10 protein-coding genes and 1 tRNA gene are annotated in these 15,528 nt (G+C 40.5%); 5 read left to right on the forward strand and 6 right to left on the reverse strand.

The genetic code is table 11. The features are described from left to right. Nucleotides 1-266: 266 nt before the first annotated feature. Entirely contained in the window at nucleotides 267-1,163 is an 897-nt protein-coding gene (xerD, locus tag H8S90_RS13360; protein WP_187338370.1) for a site-specific tyrosine recombinase XerD, read from the reverse strand. Between the two features lie 134 nt (nucleotides 1,164-1,297). On the opposite strand from xerD, the gene H8S90_RS13365 reads away from it, so the two are divergent. Beyond that, nucleotides 1,298-1,373, forward strand: a tRNA-His gene (locus H8S90_RS13365). A 522-nt stretch (nucleotides 1,374-1,895) separates the two neighbouring features. On the opposite strand, the gene H8S90_RS13370 is transcribed toward H8S90_RS13365, so the two are convergent. After that, on the reverse strand, nucleotides 1,896-2,999 hold the full coding sequence (locus tag H8S90_RS13370) for a DUF2911 domain-containing protein (protein WP_187338371.1): 1,104 nt from the start codon (nucleotides 2,997-2,999) through the stop codon (nucleotides 1,896-1,898). Between the two features lie 231 nt (nucleotides 3,000-3,230). Between H8S90_RS13370 and H8S90_RS13375 the strand changes: the two genes are divergently transcribed. Together H8S90_RS13375 and H8S90_RS13380 are read left to right on the forward strand one after the other, a co-directional pair. Next, the gene (locus H8S90_RS13375; protein ID WP_187338372.1) at nucleotides 3,231-4,532 is read left to right on the forward strand and encodes a hypothetical protein; all 1,302 of its coding nucleotides are present in this window, start codon (nucleotides 3,231-3,233) and stop codon (nucleotides 4,530-4,532) included. A gap of 359 nt (nucleotides 4,533-4,891) precedes the next feature. Then, complete coding sequence (locus H8S90_RS13380) at nucleotides 4,892-7,729, forward strand: glycoside hydrolase family 2 TIM barrel-domain containing protein (RefSeq protein WP_187338373.1); 2,838 nt, start codon at nucleotides 4,892-4,894, stop codon at nucleotides 7,727-7,729. 359 nt (nucleotides 7,730-8,088) lie between these two features. On the opposite strand, the gene H8S90_RS13385 is transcribed toward H8S90_RS13380, so the two are convergent. Genes H8S90_RS13385 through H8S90_RS13395 form a run of 3 tightly spaced genes read right to left on the reverse strand, consistent with a single transcriptional unit; the run spans nucleotide 8,089 to nucleotide 9,592 of the window. Beyond that, nucleotides 8,089-8,727, reverse strand: a complete 639-nt coding sequence (locus tag H8S90_RS13385; protein WP_187338374.1) for an NAD(P)-dependent oxidoreductase — start codon at nucleotides 8,725-8,727, stop codon at nucleotides 8,089-8,091. Next, nucleotides 8,724-9,179, reverse strand: a complete 456-nt coding sequence (locus H8S90_RS13390; protein ID WP_187338375.1) for a hypothetical protein — start codon at nucleotides 9,177-9,179, stop codon at nucleotides 8,724-8,726. The genes H8S90_RS13385 and H8S90_RS13390 overlap by 4 nt, the downstream gene beginning before the upstream one ends. A gap of 47 nt (nucleotides 9,180-9,226) precedes the next feature. After that, on the reverse strand, nucleotides 9,227-9,592 hold the full coding sequence (locus H8S90_RS13395) for a VOC family protein (RefSeq protein WP_222852089.1): 366 nt from the start codon (nucleotides 9,590-9,592) through the stop codon (nucleotides 9,227-9,229). Between the two features lie 514 nt (nucleotides 9,593-10,106). Between H8S90_RS13395 and H8S90_RS13400 the strand changes: the two genes are divergently transcribed. Both H8S90_RS13400 and H8S90_RS13405 read left to right on the forward strand, forming a co-directional pair. Next, nucleotides 10,107-11,990 carry a carboxypeptidase-like regulatory domain-containing protein gene (locus H8S90_RS13400; RefSeq protein ID WP_187338377.1) on the forward strand — a complete coding sequence of 628 codons (1,884 nt, stop codon included), beginning with the start codon at nucleotides 10,107-10,109 and terminating at the stop codon, nucleotides 11,988-11,990. 247 nt (nucleotides 11,991-12,237) lie between these two features. Further along, nucleotides 12,238-14,661, forward strand: coding sequence for an FtsX-like permease family protein (locus H8S90_RS13405; RefSeq protein ID WP_187338378.1), 2,424 nt, complete (start codon nucleotides 12,238-12,240; stop codon nucleotides 14,659-14,661). A gap of 119 nt (nucleotides 14,662-14,780) precedes the next feature. Here the strand turns inward: H8S90_RS13405 and H8S90_RS13410 are convergent, their stop codons facing one another. After that, the gene (locus H8S90_RS13410; protein WP_187338379.1) at nucleotides 14,781-15,284 is read right to left on the reverse strand and encodes a hypothetical protein; all 504 of its coding nucleotides are present in this window, start codon (nucleotides 15,282-15,284) and stop codon (nucleotides 14,781-14,783) included. Nucleotides 15,285-15,528: the final 244 nt, after the last annotated feature.

Raw genomic sequence — 15,528 nt, forward strand, 5'->3', positions numbered from 1 at the left:
TTTTACTAAAATGTAATCACAAACTTGGCAGTTAACGTCTTTTTTTACGGTGAAATGCGTTTCTGCTTGATGAGTTAATAGATCATCTTGGTGGTGATATGCATGCATAAGCTGTACACTCTGAATGTAACTAAACGTTGCAATCAGGCATATGGCTAAAAGCTTAAATATGTTTGCTTTGATAGGCATAAGTATCGCGTTTCACCTAATTTTACTGCAAAGGTAGGATAAATGCATCTGCATTGCAAGTAATATTGCTGTGAATATTAAGCTCTGGGGTGAAAATCGATCATCACCGAACGCAAGTAATCACGATCAAGGTGAGTGTATATTTCTGTTGTACTGATGCTTTCGTGGCCTAACATATCTTGTACCGCTCGTAAATCTGCACCCCCTTCGATGAGGTGTGTGGCAAATGAGTGTCGGAAAGTGTGCGGACTAATTTTTTTCTTTAGACCTATTTTTGCCGCCAGATCTTTGATCACGATAAAAACCATAACACGCGATAGCGGCAAACCTCTTCGGTTGAGAAAAACATAATCTTCCATTCCTACTTTTTTTGGGAAAACTTTTCTCGTATGTTGTAAGTAAATTTTAAGATGCTTGACAGCGGTTTTTCCAATAGGTATTAAACGTTCTTTATTTCCTTTTCCAGTAACTTTTATAAACTCAATATCTAAAAACAAATTAGATATCTTCAGGTTAGTTAATTCACTTACCCGAAGTCCGCAACTATATAATAGTTCGAGTATGGCTTTATTTCTAATACCTTCTGGTGTAGATAGGTCTATAGCGGCAATCAATGCATCAATTTCTGGAATGTTTAAGGTGTCTGGTAATTTTCTGGTCAACCTCGGTGCTTCAATTAGCGCTGCAGGACTGTTGTTTATCGTGCCTTCTATCATTAGATATTGGTAAAAAGCTTTGATGCCCGATAATATTCTGGCCTGGGAGTGGGCTGTCATCCCCAAAGCGTTGACCCATGCCAGAAAATCACGGATATCTTGTGTACTGATATCCAGCGGACCCTTCAGAACGCCGTATGTGGCGTGCTGTGCTAACTTCTCTACATCACGAACATACGCCTCAATAGAATTTTTTGCTAAAGATCGTTCTAGGCGTAAATACTGTGTAAAATCTCTCAGTGCTGATTTCCAGTCCATTTCGTTTTTCTTGTGGTTAAAATATACCGTATAAGGGTATATGGCTAAATTACTAAAAAACAAAACCATAAAAATTGATAAAAAAATATTTGCGACGTGTTAAGATATTATATATCTTTGCCTCACTAAAAAACGGTGGTTTTAGCTCAGTTGGTTAGAGCGCCTGATTGTGGTTCAGGAGGTCGCCGGTTCGAGCCCGGTATTCCACCCTTGGCGGGACAAAATGGTTTTATAAACTTTTTGTCCCGTTTTATTTTAAGCACATAATTTGCAAACATAGACTTTTACGATAAGAAAATAGCGTCCTTTTTTATAAAAAAGCTAATACTTTTATCGAGGAAGTCGAAAACAAAAGTCCCACCGTTATGGTGAGACTAGATGAAATTTACATATATATAGAATTATTGACCCTATGAATATCATTTTCGTATTCTAAGGCGCTCGATATATTATTACACATATCTTCATTCCCATTTTTTTTGTAATGAATGAGCGCTTGTTGCAATGAATTAAAACCATTGCTAATTACCGTATTTAGCATCCTGTTTCGATGGGTAATCTTCATGACAGCAAGAAACCGCTGCGCAAGTTTGTCTCGTCCGGGTAACATATACAAAGATACCGAGATCAGAGACCGATTCATAATAATATGGATTAGATTACTATTAAAATTTTGTTACTGCACAAGCGCTTTCCAGAAACCTTCACGTGAAAACTGACAGGCATCATTTGTTAGTTGAAGACTTTTTTATCGGCTTTCAGATCGGAAGCCAACGATTCAAATCGATTTTTCCATTGGGGGTCATCGCTTTGTTTGATGCCCTCTTCCGCTGTTCTTATTGCCTCGTCTTTTTTACCTAGAAAGTAAAAGCCCATAACCATCCCCAGGTGAGCATAATCATCTTCTGGATGTAAATTCAGATTACGCTTGAAGATGTCAAATGCTTGCTGATGTTCTTTCATTTTGTTTAGTCCACTTCCATACATCACCAGTTGCACAGAAGTGGCCATAGGGATGGCCTCTTTCATAAGCGAATCTGCCTCCACATTACGATCAAATTTTCTTAACAACCCAGCGTATGTAGACAACGTCTGAAAGTTGGACTCGCCAAAATAAGTATTGATCGAACGCTCTGCCCAGCTTAAGGCTTCTTCAAGATTGACATTGTTGATCAAACAATAGTTTGCCGCCATTTGCATATTCTGCCAATATCGATAGAAAATCCCCGAATTGAACTCCCTTCTAAAAGATTCGACCTGGATTTTGTGCAGATCGACAGTAATTTTGAACGGGACTTTTACTTTTTCCCATTGCAAAGAAAGGATAGCTGCGTTTTCAGTTTGCCGCTCAAATTCATATTTCAAGCGTTCTACCGTATAGGGTAAATGCTCAATAGGTACCTCGACCCTCAAGGCGTCATCTTTAGGATCGTAGTAAAAGCTGCCCCAGGCTGAATTCACCCTTGAAAAGATCAAAGTCGCTTGATCTGGCCCCATCGCAATGAAAAATCCGTATTTGCCTGCCGGAATGGCCTTGTCCTCGATAAAAACATCCGTGCTGAATGCTATCGTCGTGTTTTCATTTGCACCTGCTCGCCATGGCGCTGCTTTGCTGGTTCCATAGTGCAGATCCTCAAAACCATAATGAACCAAATTACCCCATATTTTGCCTTCTCGACCATTGACACCGGGTCTGGAATAATCTACCTTAACGTTAGTGATTCCTATGTTTTCACTGACGGAAGCCTTTTTGTTTCCGTCAGGAGGGAGGGTGATCTGTGCTTGACAGATAGTATGAATAAATGTAATCAGATAAATAAACCAGAAATTTTTCATGTTGCTTTAATTGTATTTTGATTATTAACTTTATATTAGGTTATTGTTGCAGATTTGCTATGCCAGAATTTTGCTATTTTTACTATAATCAAGGTAACGAACCTAATAAAATGAAAGAGATGACTTGTAAGCACAGCTAATGTCGGGAAAAATGGCAGCACGTCACCGTTCAATCTTGATCAATAGAGGTTCAATTTTGTTCATATCAATAATTACTTGAAAATAAACCAATTGACATTGCATGCAAAAAATAAGGAGCTCGCTATTTGCCTTAAATTAATCGAGCAGAAATTGGCCTGGGGAAGTGGCGAAGACTGGGCAACAGATGACTTTGAAAAACTGAGCGATCTCATTAGGGCAGAAACAAAAGTGCATTTGAGTGTGAGTACTTTGAAACGCCTCTGGGGCCGGGTGAGGTATGAATCCACTCCAACACGCACCACATTAAACGCACTGACTTGTTTTCTAGGCTATCAAAACTGGCATGTGTTCAGGCAGCATATTCAGCAATCTACTGCCGAAATGTCTAACACGGAAGAAGAAGAAGACTCAATCCCAAAGTTAGAACGGGCCGAGTCTAGCGTTGCGAAATATCGATGGTGGATTGTATCGGTATCTGTGCTGGTCGCGTTGTTCGGTGCAACGCTATTTTTAGTTCAGTTTAGTCCGAAGAACCCAGCATCAAAGGAATTCAAATTCAGTAGTAAACCCGTTACCACCGGAATTCCCAATTCAGTCGTCTTCAGCTATGACGCTAAGGCAGCTGGTATCGAACCGGTTTACATCCAGCAATCTTGGGACTCAACACGCCGAGTTTCCGTTGATAAGAACGGAACTTACCATACGGCCATTTATTATGAACCGGGTTTTTATCAGGCTAAGCTCGTTGTTGGCAGTCAGATTATTAAAGAGCATCCATTGATTGTTCCCACAGAAGGCTGGCTGGCCACTATATCGACCGAAACTGTCCCTATTTATTTGGAGCAAAAAAGTTATTTAAGATCTGATGAACTTCACCTTCCTATTGATACGATTATATCTCAAGGCATAAAAATGCAGCCACAGGCACCAGTGATTAAATATTTCAATGTGGGCAATTTTGAAGCGATCGGCCTCAATGATTTTTCATTTAGTACGCGAGTCAAAAACACGTATGGTGGAGGCAATTCAGCTTGCCAGTTTTCTTCGATTATACTTTTAACCGATGGTATGCCAATCAGCATCCCATTATCGCAAAAGGGCTGCGTTTCTGAGCTCAGTTTGCTAGACGGGGAACGGGTGATTTCGGGTAAAGAAAACGACCTGTCCTCCTTCGGAATTGCTACGGATGATTGGATAGAAGTTGCATGCAAAAGTAGTGCGGGCAAGATGATCGACTATTATATCAACGGTGCGCTTGTATATCGTTCTGTTTTACCCGCACAGAAGCTTAAAATCCTCGGCTTAATCTATGCCTTTCGTGGTGCAGGTGCTATTAAAGAGGTGCAACTGGCTGATTCAAAACGGGTTGTTTTTAAAGCGTTTCCTGCGTAGAAAGAAGCTTTATACGCGTTCATTTGACTTGGAGTCATCATATTCCTAAATCAAATATGTTCGTCTATTTTTAATTTATAGAAAATACTCACTTTTTTATATGGATAAAACTATCATAAACTAATTATAAAGTCATGTTCCCTTTTCACTTTCAGGAGGTTGAGGAAATATCTGGACGTGTTTTCCGATCAGGGTAATAGGCTAATATATTATAAAGATATCGATATTAGATAGGGAATATGTACATTTAGAAACCTGAAATCGAATGAGCGCAGGGTTATGATAACGGCATTTATCAATAGTCAAAAAACAGGTAGGTTCAGGCAAATTTATAACCCATAAACTTAAATAAGCATAATATGATAATAGCTAATAAACATCTGCAATTTAACCTAATTTTATGCTTTTTGGTATTACTGTATGGCGTAACTTCATTGCATGCACAGGATGGACAAGGCTATCAACGGGTCTATTTGTCGGGTTACGATGCTGCCAATACCGTAAATTGGGATTTTATGATGAGCGAGGGACGTAGAAGTGATGAGTGGACAACCATTCCCGTACCATCCAATTGGGAGTTGCAAGGTTTCGGTAATTATAATTACGGGCACGACCACGATAAGGAAGGAGCTACCTTGGGAAAAGAACACGGTCTTTATAAACACCATTTTCAAGTACCCCATTCGTGGAAAGGAAAATCCATCCATATAGTTTTTGATGGCGCTATGACAGATACCAAAGTAAGGATCAATGGGAAATCTGCTGGCGATTTACATCAAGGAGGATTTTACCGGTTCAAATACGATATCACCAATCTTTTGCACTATGGAAAGGAGAATCTGCTGGAAGTAGATGTCGCTAAACATTCGGCTAATGAATCGGTCAACCAGGCAGAGCGGGAGGCTGATTTCTGGATTCTCGGGGGGATATTTCGACCAGTATATCTGGAAGTACTTCCAGAACAACACTTTGAGCGCATCGCTATTGATGCCAAAGCAGATGGAGCTTTTACCGCGCAATTGTCAGTCAACCGGATGGAGCCAAATACTTCGTGCGTGGTCGAGCTTTACACGCTAGACGGTGAAAAAGTAGGTGGAACGCTGGCAGGTGAATTTAAAGCAGGTGAACCGGTCTTGACGTTGCATGGCGCATTCCGCGATATCAGACCATGGAATCCCGAAAAGCCCCAGTTATATACAGTCAAATTTTCCTTGATGCGAGATAACAGACGTTTATACGAAAAAGAGGAACGCATCGGTTTCAGAACAGTGGAATTACGAAAAAACAATGGCTTTTACATAAATGGAAAAAAGGTGGTATTTAAGGGCGTGAACCGACATTCATTCTGGCCTGAAACCGGTAGGGCACTTAGCGAAGAAAATCACTTACAGGATATCAGACTTATCAAGGAGATGAACATGAACGCTGTTCGGATGTCACATTACCCACCGGATGAACGGTTTTTGGAATTATGCGATTCCTTGGGATTGTTCGTTCTAGATGAGGTCACAGGGTGGCAGGCTGCTTACGATACTATTGTAGGTCCGAAGCTGATTAGAGAAGCTGTCCTGAAAGACGAGAATCACCCAAGCGTCGTGATCTGGGACCATGGCAATGAAGGTGGTTGGGATTTTGCAAATGAAAAGTGGTTTCATACCTATGATATACAGAAACGTCCGGTTATTTATCCATGGTTGCAACGTAACGGTGTAGACACCTACCATTATCCCAGTTATAACTACGGTATCCAGCGGCTTTCCAAGGGGCAAGATGTGTTCATGCCAACGGAGTTTATGCATGGCCTTTATGACGGAGGGCATGGTGCAGGACTCGATGATTTTTGGAGTAGTTACTCCACCAGTCCGTTGTTTGCTGGGGGCTTTTTATGGGTGTTCTCTGACGAAGCGATCGTGAGAACTGATAAAGGTAACATACTAGATAGTGATGGTAACCACGCTCCTGACGGCATACTGGGACCCTACCGAGAGAAAGAAGGTAGTTTTTACACCATCAGGGAGATTTGGTCTCCCGTACAGGTGCATCCCTTGGTTATCGATAGTCTATTTGATGGTAAGTTATCGGTTAAAAACACCTACTTGTATACAAACCTTAATCAGTGTACTTTTTCTTGGAGTATCTGTACAATCGATGCTTGGTCGGATAGTAAAGTGCTTGATAGCGGCACTGTAATAGGACCCAATTTGCCTCCGGGCGAATCGGGAACAATAGCGTTAAATCTGCCAGCTGTTTTGGCACACGCAGAGTTGCTGACGCTCACGGCGAAGAATGCTTTCGGAGAAGAAGTGTGCACCTGGAATTGGCCAATAAAAAGACCACAAACAGTAGCGGAGAATATGCTGGAGCGAATAAGGCAAACGGGCGACTTAAATGACGTTAACTTAAGCGAGAAAACCGAAGCGGTAACCGCCGGCGTTGGACCACTACATTTTGATTTCAATAAGAAAAATGGTTTTTTAGAAAAGGTTACCAATGCATATGGCGAGGTTTCCTTTCATGGAGGACCGTTAGCGGTAGGAACAGGAAAGGAAGCCGACGAAGAAGTTCAGTGGAAAATAGATAACAATGGTGATTTTATTTTACAAGTAAAACGAAGCAAATACCCTGAATTGGTACAATGGAAACTCACCCAATCAGGTCTATTAAATTTAAAGGTATCTCCTTTAGCTGCAAGTGAAAATGAATTAGACTACTTGGGGGTTTCTTTTAATTACCCTGAGTCATTGGTAAGGGCTGTGCGCTGGTTTGGAAAAGGCCCCTACCGTGTTTGGAAAAATAGAATGAAGGGTGCACAGGTAGCCGTTTGGCAGAAGGATTATAATAATACCGTAACCGGAGAATCATACGATAGTCTCATCTATCCGGAATTCAAGGGTTACCATGCGGACCTCTATTGGATGGAATTGCAAACAGCAGAGACCCCTATTAGAATCTTTACCGAAACTCCCGGTCTATTTTTCAGGTTGTTTACACCTCCGACTCCACGAGCAGTAGCTGGAGGTGTTGCACCGGCTTTTCCTGAAGGAGATATATCGTTTCTACATGAAATACCCGCAATAGGAACCAAATTCAAGAAAGCAGAAAAGATGGGACCATCGTCCCAAAAAGGAGAAATCGGTTCGCATAAAGGCGATGAATCTTATCCAATTTCCTTATGGTTTGATTTCAGGGGAGAGTAGATAATCGAAAAAGATGTACTTTACCCCTGAATACCATAACTTTGTGATCATCTTTTTACAAATACTCGCCATGCAAGACAAACTAAGAGCGCATATAGAGCAGATAGTACCACTTAGTTAAATATCTATACAACTTCTTCAGCAGAACTATAGATACACTTTGATATTTTACAAGCTTGAACAACTAATTATGACATTAAGCAAGCGCTTACGGTGTTGAGAAGTGAAAAGTATTTTGAAACATTACATGTAGAACTTGAGGCTACCGTTGTGAAATAGTCAGCTAAAGCGTATAGGTTATAGATAGGTTGTATCACTGTAAAAGCTAATCAACCTTTTTGTATTTGACTCGTCATGTATTAATACGCAATTGCAGGCTTTTTGTGTATGAAGTCGGTTGAATGAATTTGACTAATGACAAAGTTTGCCAGATCTTTTCTGCTGATCTTTCGGCCGCCGTTCGGACAATAGTTTTGTTGGATACGATAATTCCCTTTTTCTGATCCGTTGGTCAGGCGGCTTGGGCGAATGCACGTCCACGAGATGTCTGTAGTGTGCTCTAAAATATCCTCCCATTTCTGCATGTCTACGTAAATGTTCTTTAGTAAGGGTCTCACGATAAACCTGAGAAGAAAGTTATTATAATTAGGGTCATTCGGATCAAATGCAGCGGCAGTGAGCGTTATGAGACGTTTTATCTTCGCTTTCCGCATGGCAGAAAGGATAGCTTGTCCGCCTTTGGAGTAAATTTCTGTTTTGCTTCTTGATGTTCTGGGGCCCAAGGTCGAAATCACGACATCGCAATTGCCCAATTCTTCCTGATAGGATTCGGGGTCATAGACATTGCCTTTTACAATATGGAAATTACTGGAAATATCCGCAAATGCTAATGCGGAAGGATCCCTTGCTAATGCAGTCACCTGAAAGTTGTCTTCCAATAAGCTTAACAAAATTTCCTTGCCTGTTCCGCCCGTTGACCCAAATAGGAATATTTTCATGTTTTCGGTGTATTGTTTATGTAGGGTTGTATATTTTGCAACATCTGTTTGACCACCCGAATAGTCGTTACATAATCGGCTTGTGTAATGTCAGTAAAAGATTTTTCAAGAATTTCAGCTTGAACTGCTGATGCTTTTTTGAAGGCCTTCATACCCAATTCAGTAAACTCGATTTGACCTTCATTCCCAATCAAAATAAATTTCTTGTTTTCAAAGTCCTTGATCCTATGGTTCAGTTCCGTTTCATCTGTAAAGTACTGCAGTAATTTTTTTACCTCTGCAACCGAAGTGTTTGGATGATTATTTAGAAAGGTAAGGGATTGCCAATCAATTCTATCAAATGAGCCATAAGGAGTCTCCCTGGTTAAGTTGGTAAATGCCATATCCAAATCCTTGATCCAAGCACCTATGGAGCCTTCCTGTTTCATTAATTCCTCAATATTATATTTCATCTTGGCGATTTTTTACAAAAATTACAATGTTATAGACGGATGAAATCCTACTCATGGGAATGAATTTGTAAATGATTCCCGTTAGGGTCGCGAAAAGACGCATAAAACCCATGTCCGCCGCCGATCTCGGTTTTTTTCAGGGTGACTGAACCTCCAGAAGCGTTAATTTTGTCCAGCGTCTGTCCAATGTCCGCTACATCCACAACGATTTGCGGTCCGCATTTTTCTGCTGCCGGTTTCAGCGAAGTGTTAAGCCCACCGCCTGTGTTGGTATCACCGATTAAAAAAAACGCATAGCTGTTTTCGGTTACTATTTCAATCCTCCAATTAAATACTGTTGAGTAAAAAGAAATAGCTTTCGCCAAGTCTGGCGCCGGAATCTCAATATGGGTAATGGTATTATTCTGCTCCATCTTTATACTGCGCTTTCCCGAATTTACGTTTCTTTTTATATTTATCAAAGTGAACATGATCAAGCTATACTAGAGTTGCTGTCGAGGCAGTCGGGACTACGTAATTAACAAATATCTAAATTGCTAGGTAGTGTTTTAAGTTGCTTAGCTTAGCAGTTTATTCTGGAAACATAGTGAAATTAGCTGAAATTATTCACTTCTCAAGCTGTCAGCCGGATTAGCTAACGCCGCCTTAACAGCGTTATCGTCTAGTTGTCAGTACCAAATTGGGCAAAAGCCAATTATGCCCGAGAATATCCAATAGCGTTAAAAATGTTAAAATACTAGGTTCTGGTACTGGTCGGGTTTAATTTGCAATAAGATTGATCAACCTAATATATAAGGTCTGTCTATCGGAGCTATTACAACAACTATCGCTCACTAAGAAATTATGACTTTGAGAACGGCTCTCTACCTTTTAATTCTCCTCATCCCAATGCCTATATTCGGCCAGGATAATTGCTATGCCGGCTTTATGTCGCTAACATTAAGCGATACAAGTAGACTATATAAGCCAGCCACGCGCGAAAACGACAGACTACATTATCGACCGGTTGATTTAGATATTTGGTATCCATCTTCTAAAAATAAAGGCGAGCCTATGCATTTTGGTGAACTTTTTACGCTATTTGAACAACGGGCGGTTGCCTATCAAGATAATGAAGACTATTCTGGAATAACCAATGAATTGGCACAATATTACGTTGCCGAATTAGGCCTGGGAATGAATGGCCAAGACTTACTTCATATTGTCACAGATAGTTATGTGGATCTTCCGGTGGATAATAAACAGCATCCAATAATAATTTACATGGCAGGCCTCAACGGAATGGGTTTTGAGAATTATAAGGTACTGGAAAAACTTGCGCAAAGCGGGTTTGTGGTGGTTTCTATCTGGTCAGTAGGACAATACCCGGGTAACATGACCAATGAAATGAAGGATATGATGGAGCAGGTATACGACGCTGAATTCGCGTTGGAATACCTGAAAGAAAAAGAAATGTTCAATATCGATTTCGATAAAATCGGCGTGCTTGGCTGCAGTTGGGGAGGAATGGGTGGGGGCGTTTTACTCAATAGAAACCCTAACATAAAAGCCATGGTTTCATTTGATGGCTCAGAATCACATTATTTTGGAGATATCAATGATCGTAATCTGTACGCCAATGAAGCAGACGGTCAAGATAATGATGAGTATATTAACGCCATACACAAAGCCAACCTGCTAAATCCAGAAAGTCTGCATACGGCATACCTATATTTTGAAAGCGGAGATAAACTAAATGAGTTTGTGCCAACAGCAGTGTACGATTATTACAAAAAGTCAAATGCAGAGAAATACTATTTGCGTTTTACAGACAGTAGGCATGAAGACTTTATCTGTATCCCATCCGTATTAAATGCTTCTGACGCTTCGGTCAACATATATACAGACTTGACGAATACTGCCTTGGCTTTTTTTAACAAAATACTTAAAAGTAGAAATTCCGAGTTTAATCAGGTGTGGACAGATTTAATCACAAAAGATAATATTTCGATAATCCCATTTCAAATGGAAAAAAGTAGCACTAAAAGTGGACTTAAGGTACAATTGTCTGGACATATAGTTGATGCCAGATCAAAAACGCCGTTGCAGTATGCAAACATAGGCATTCTAGATAGAGAAATAGGGACGGTTTCCGACGATCAAGGTAAATTCAGTCTTACGATTGAAAAAGAATATGAAAATGACACCTTAAAAATTTCATCAACCGGATATAAACCCAGTAAAATGCTAATCAAAGATATAACAACCAGATCGGCGTTATCCGTTGCGTTGGAAGAGGAAACAAATAACCTTGACGAGGTTATTATCACAGCCAAAGGAGTTCGGAAGCAGACACTTGGCAATAAAACTAAATCTAGGTTTTTAAGTGCGGGCTTCCGATATAACCAGCTTGGCGCAGAAATGGGTATAAAAATCAACATCCGTAAGAAACCAACGATGGTGGAAGCTTTTAACTTCAATATTCCCCATAACAGGCTCAGCGCCGGTGCAGTTTTCCGCTTGAATTTCTATAGCGTAGAAGACAATAGACCCCTTGATAACATTTTGACCAAAAACATATTGATTGCTATTGAACCGAAGCAGACGGGTTTGGTAACGGTTGATCTGAAAGACTACGGTATTGTATTAAGAGATGATGTAATCGTAATGCTTGAATGGGTGGCTTCAGAAGGAAAAAACCATAAAGGTGAAGCCATCTTTTTCTCGCTGGGTTTACTGGGTAATGGAACGATGTATAAAGAATCAAGTCAGGCAAAATATAAAAAATACGGTAGCTTGGGAGTGGGTTTTAATATTGAGGTGAGCTATTGAATTATAGCTGTAAGCGCTGGTACGCAGCTGTGCCAAAAGGCAGCATCAACAAGTTGAACAAGCGGTTGTTAGCGGAAAGTGGTTTTCTTAATTCATCATTGAATAGCAAAGATGTTGTGTGTCGGAAACGAACATTTGGTGTTCGTTTTTGAACGAAGTATGCTGCTTGTTTATGGTAATTATTTGTATATCAGGTTATTAATTGAGTGGTATAATTTTAGTAGGTCGGATAATATAAATCATAAAGATGCTGAGACATTATCTGCTGACCGCTTTTAGAAATCTGCTGAAAAACAAAGTCTTCGGGGCTATTAATATTACTGGTTTAGCTGTCGGGTATACCGTAGCGATTTTGATTGCCCTTTTCATTTGTGACGAATTTAGTTTCGACCGATACCACACGAAAGCTGACAGGATATTCCGTATCAACTCGGATTTTTTAGTAAATGGCAGCTCGTTTCATGTTGCTCACGCGCCTGCTCCACTAGGCCCTGCTCTGAAACATAACTACCCCAAGATAGCGGATGCGGTTCGGATCAAGCCAGAACAAGTAGTCGTAAAGACGGGCAATGAGCTTTTCCGGGAAGAGCACAGTTTTTTTGCCGATGCCAATCTATTTCGTGTTTTTGATTTCATTACCTTACAAGGAAACCCTGATAGATTCCTTCATAGTCCAGGTACAGTAGTTGTTTCCAAAAGAACCGCTCTGAAGTATTTTGGCCACACTGACGTCGCTGGAAAAACGCTTATGCTCAATGATAGCATGAATTACAGCATAGAAGGTGTGATAGAAGATCTACCTCGGCAATCTCATGTTCGCTTTGATATTATACGATCTATAGCAGATGACCCGGAACTCCCCTCACGCAGCAACATATGGCTCAATGTTGGATATACCACTTATGTGTTGGCAAACGAAGGAGTTTCCATTGGAGAAATCGATGCTTATCTCAAGAATTTAACGAAAAGCTACGCCGAACCACAATTGAAAAACTTTATAAATAGCTCATTAGAAGACATTGAAGTGAAAGGAGGGCGTTTTGGATTCTATGCATTCCCTTTAACAGACATCCACCTATACTCCACAATTGAAGAGCTGGAAGTTGGGAGTAACATCAAATATGTATATATGCTTGGATGTATCGGATTATTTATCCTCATCATTGCATGCTTCAATTATATTAATCTCAGTACGGTACAATCGATTACTCGCGTTAAGGAAGTGGGGGTGCGAAAGGTACTGGGATCTGGCAGACGGGGTATTATTTTGCAGTTTCTTTCAGAATCTGCACTGATTGCTACTATAACAATCGTACTATGCCTCATTCTTCTGTATGTTTCCCTCCCTGTTTTTAATCAAATTTCTGGTAAAGATATCAGGCTGTTTAGCGGAACGGGAAAGTGGCTCACGCCAATAGGTCTCATTATTGCCACCTTTGCAGGGCTATTAGCATCTGTTTATCCCGCTATCTTTAGTTCCGTTTTTCAACCCTCAAAAGCCCTCAAGGGACGAATTCCATTTAATTTAAAGGGACAAAAACTCAGAAACGGTCTGATGATGGTACAGTTTGCCGCAGGGCTTATGCTAATTATCGGTACAATAACCGTGTATAAGCAACTGAACTTTGTGCTAAATACCCCACTGGGTTACAACCGAAATCAAGTAATTGTGCTGCACAACACCGCTGTTTTAGGTGTTCACGCGCTGTCATTTAAGCAGGACATACTAGCTATAAATGGTGTGGAAAAAGGTACTATGGCCGGTTTTTTGCCCGCCTATGCTGGAGATAATACCCGCCTTTTTAACACACAGGCAACAGCAGCACCAGGCCAGGCACATGCCTTGCGAACTTGGTTTGTGGATGCTGATTTTATTCCTACGTTAGAAATACCGATGTTAAAAGGGAGAAACTTTTTACCTAACGAAATAAACGATTCTTCTGCTGTTGTAATCAATGCTAAAGCAGCCGATATACTAGGTTATAAGGGAAACGGTGGCGAGTCTGTCTACCAGATGGGAGGTGAGCCGGTTAAGTTGAGCGTGTTGGGAGTAATGGATAATTTTAATGATGGTTCTTTGAAGGTTTCCTCCCAACCTTTGGTGTTAATGCTCAGTAAAAATTCCACTATGATGGCGTTTAAAATCAATTCCCGTCAAAATATGCATCATATTATTTCAAGAATGGAAGAGACATACCGTGATGCGGTAAAGGAAATAGATGTGCCCTTCAACTATAGCTTTCTGGATGAAGGTTATCAAAATCTTTACCAAGCTGAAGAAAAACTTGGTAAATTGTTTTTATATTTCTCGTGTATTGCAATTATTCTGGCGGCATCTGGACTGGTTGGCCTCTTAGGGTTTATTATACAGAGAAGAATGAAGGAAATCGGTCTCCGCAAACTTCTCGGCGCCAATGTTTACAGTATTTATGGTATGCTGGCAAAAACTTACCTTTATCTGATTGGTTTTTCCATGCTCATTGCATTTCCCGCTGCATTTTTTCTTATGAATCAATGGTTACAGGACTTTGCCTACAGAACATCCCTAAATTTATGGGTGTTCGTTGCTGCAGGTGGAATGATGATCCTAATTATGTTAATTATAATTAGCTATCAACTTCTGCGAGCTGCAAATGCAAAGCCAGTGACCGTTCTTAGAACTGACGAATAGATAAATTAATATTGATTATTTTATGTATCCCGTGCTGGTACTTAAACAAGACGGTAGCGGGTTCAGGTTCACCAAGCTAGAAAAGCGATTAATTAGCCCCAAACCAGCGGTTTAACCTGTCATTGGCGTTTGGTCTGATATATCGTATCGCCAACTTGGTCTGTATAGGCGTCAGGTAGATTCCGGTCGATTAGCCGATAAGTGCCATCTGCGTATACACCATTGCCAAAGCCACATTCGTTTGCTCCATTAAGCGTTTTTATAGTCAACGAATCACCATGAAACATCACCTCCCACTTACAGCCCTTATCACCATAGCCTTTGTCGTTCTCAAAAATTGCCAGATGACCGGATTCATCAACCGTTAGGGTATCGAACAGCGCGCCCATATTATAAGAAGGTGGCCCTACCGATAAATCGATTCCGAACAGTAAGGTTTTATTGTCGTTCGGAAAAACGGTCATGGTTCCCGTCCGTCCTTTGTCTGCCCCCGGCCCATAACCGTACTGGCCTGTAACTTCGATTTTATCACTGTCTTTACCGGAAGTTTCCGTGCAGTTATCAGAAGTAGAGGTACATGCAGAAATCAGGATAATACCTATCGATATAACTATTAATTTCATAACGTTTGCAAAAGGTGTAACAAGTTCACAATGAATCGACAAAAATTGAGCCATCCTTCTACCAAAAGCTATGTGCTTATCAGTGTTATTATTGCATATTTAATGCTGAAGGCCGTATGCGAGGTGGTTCTTCAAAAGTTATATACTTCAATTATCGTCTCCAATAGTAGGTGGTCAAAATTAATCGGCCACTAATTGGTTTGCGTCTTTGACAACAAAAGATTATTTTGAGCTGTCGAATTTA

It is taken from the genome of Olivibacter sp. SDN3, from assembly GCF_014334135.1.
Taxonomy (GTDB): domain Bacteria; phylum Bacteroidota; class Bacteroidia; order Sphingobacteriales; family Sphingobacteriaceae; genus Olivibacter.

Coding starts and splice junctions, on each gene's coding strand:
- H8S90_RS13405 (WP_187338378.1), top strand. CDS start 12,238: ATGCTGAGACATTATCTGCTGACCGCTTTTAGAAATCTGCTGAAAAAC.
- H8S90_RS13395 (WP_222852089.1), bottom strand. CDS start 9,592: ATGGAGCAGAATAATACCATTACCCATATTGAGATTCCGGCGCCAGAC.
- H8S90_RS13390 (WP_187338375.1), bottom strand. CDS start 9,179: ATGAAATATAATATTGAGGAATTAATGAAACAGGAAGGCTCCATAGGT.
- H8S90_RS13400 (WP_187338377.1), top strand. CDS start 10,107: ATGTCGCTAACATTAAGCGATACAAGTAGACTATATAAGCCAGCCACG.
- H8S90_RS13380 (WP_187338373.1), top strand. CDS start 4,892: ATGATAATAGCTAATAAACATCTGCAATTTAACCTAATTTTATGCTTT.
- H8S90_RS13410 (WP_187338379.1), bottom strand. CDS start 15,284: ATGAAATTAATAGTTATATCGATAGGTATTATCCTGATTTCTGCATGT.
- xerD (WP_187338370.1), bottom strand. CDS start 1,163: ATGGACTGGAAATCAGCACTGAGAGATTTTACACAGTATTTACGCCTA.
- H8S90_RS13370 (WP_187338371.1), bottom strand. CDS start 2,999: ATGAAAAATTTCTGGTTTATTTATCTGATTACATTTATTCATACTATC.
- H8S90_RS13385 (WP_187338374.1), bottom strand. CDS start 8,727: ATGAAAATATTCCTATTTGGGTCAACGGGCGGAACAGGCAAGGAAATT.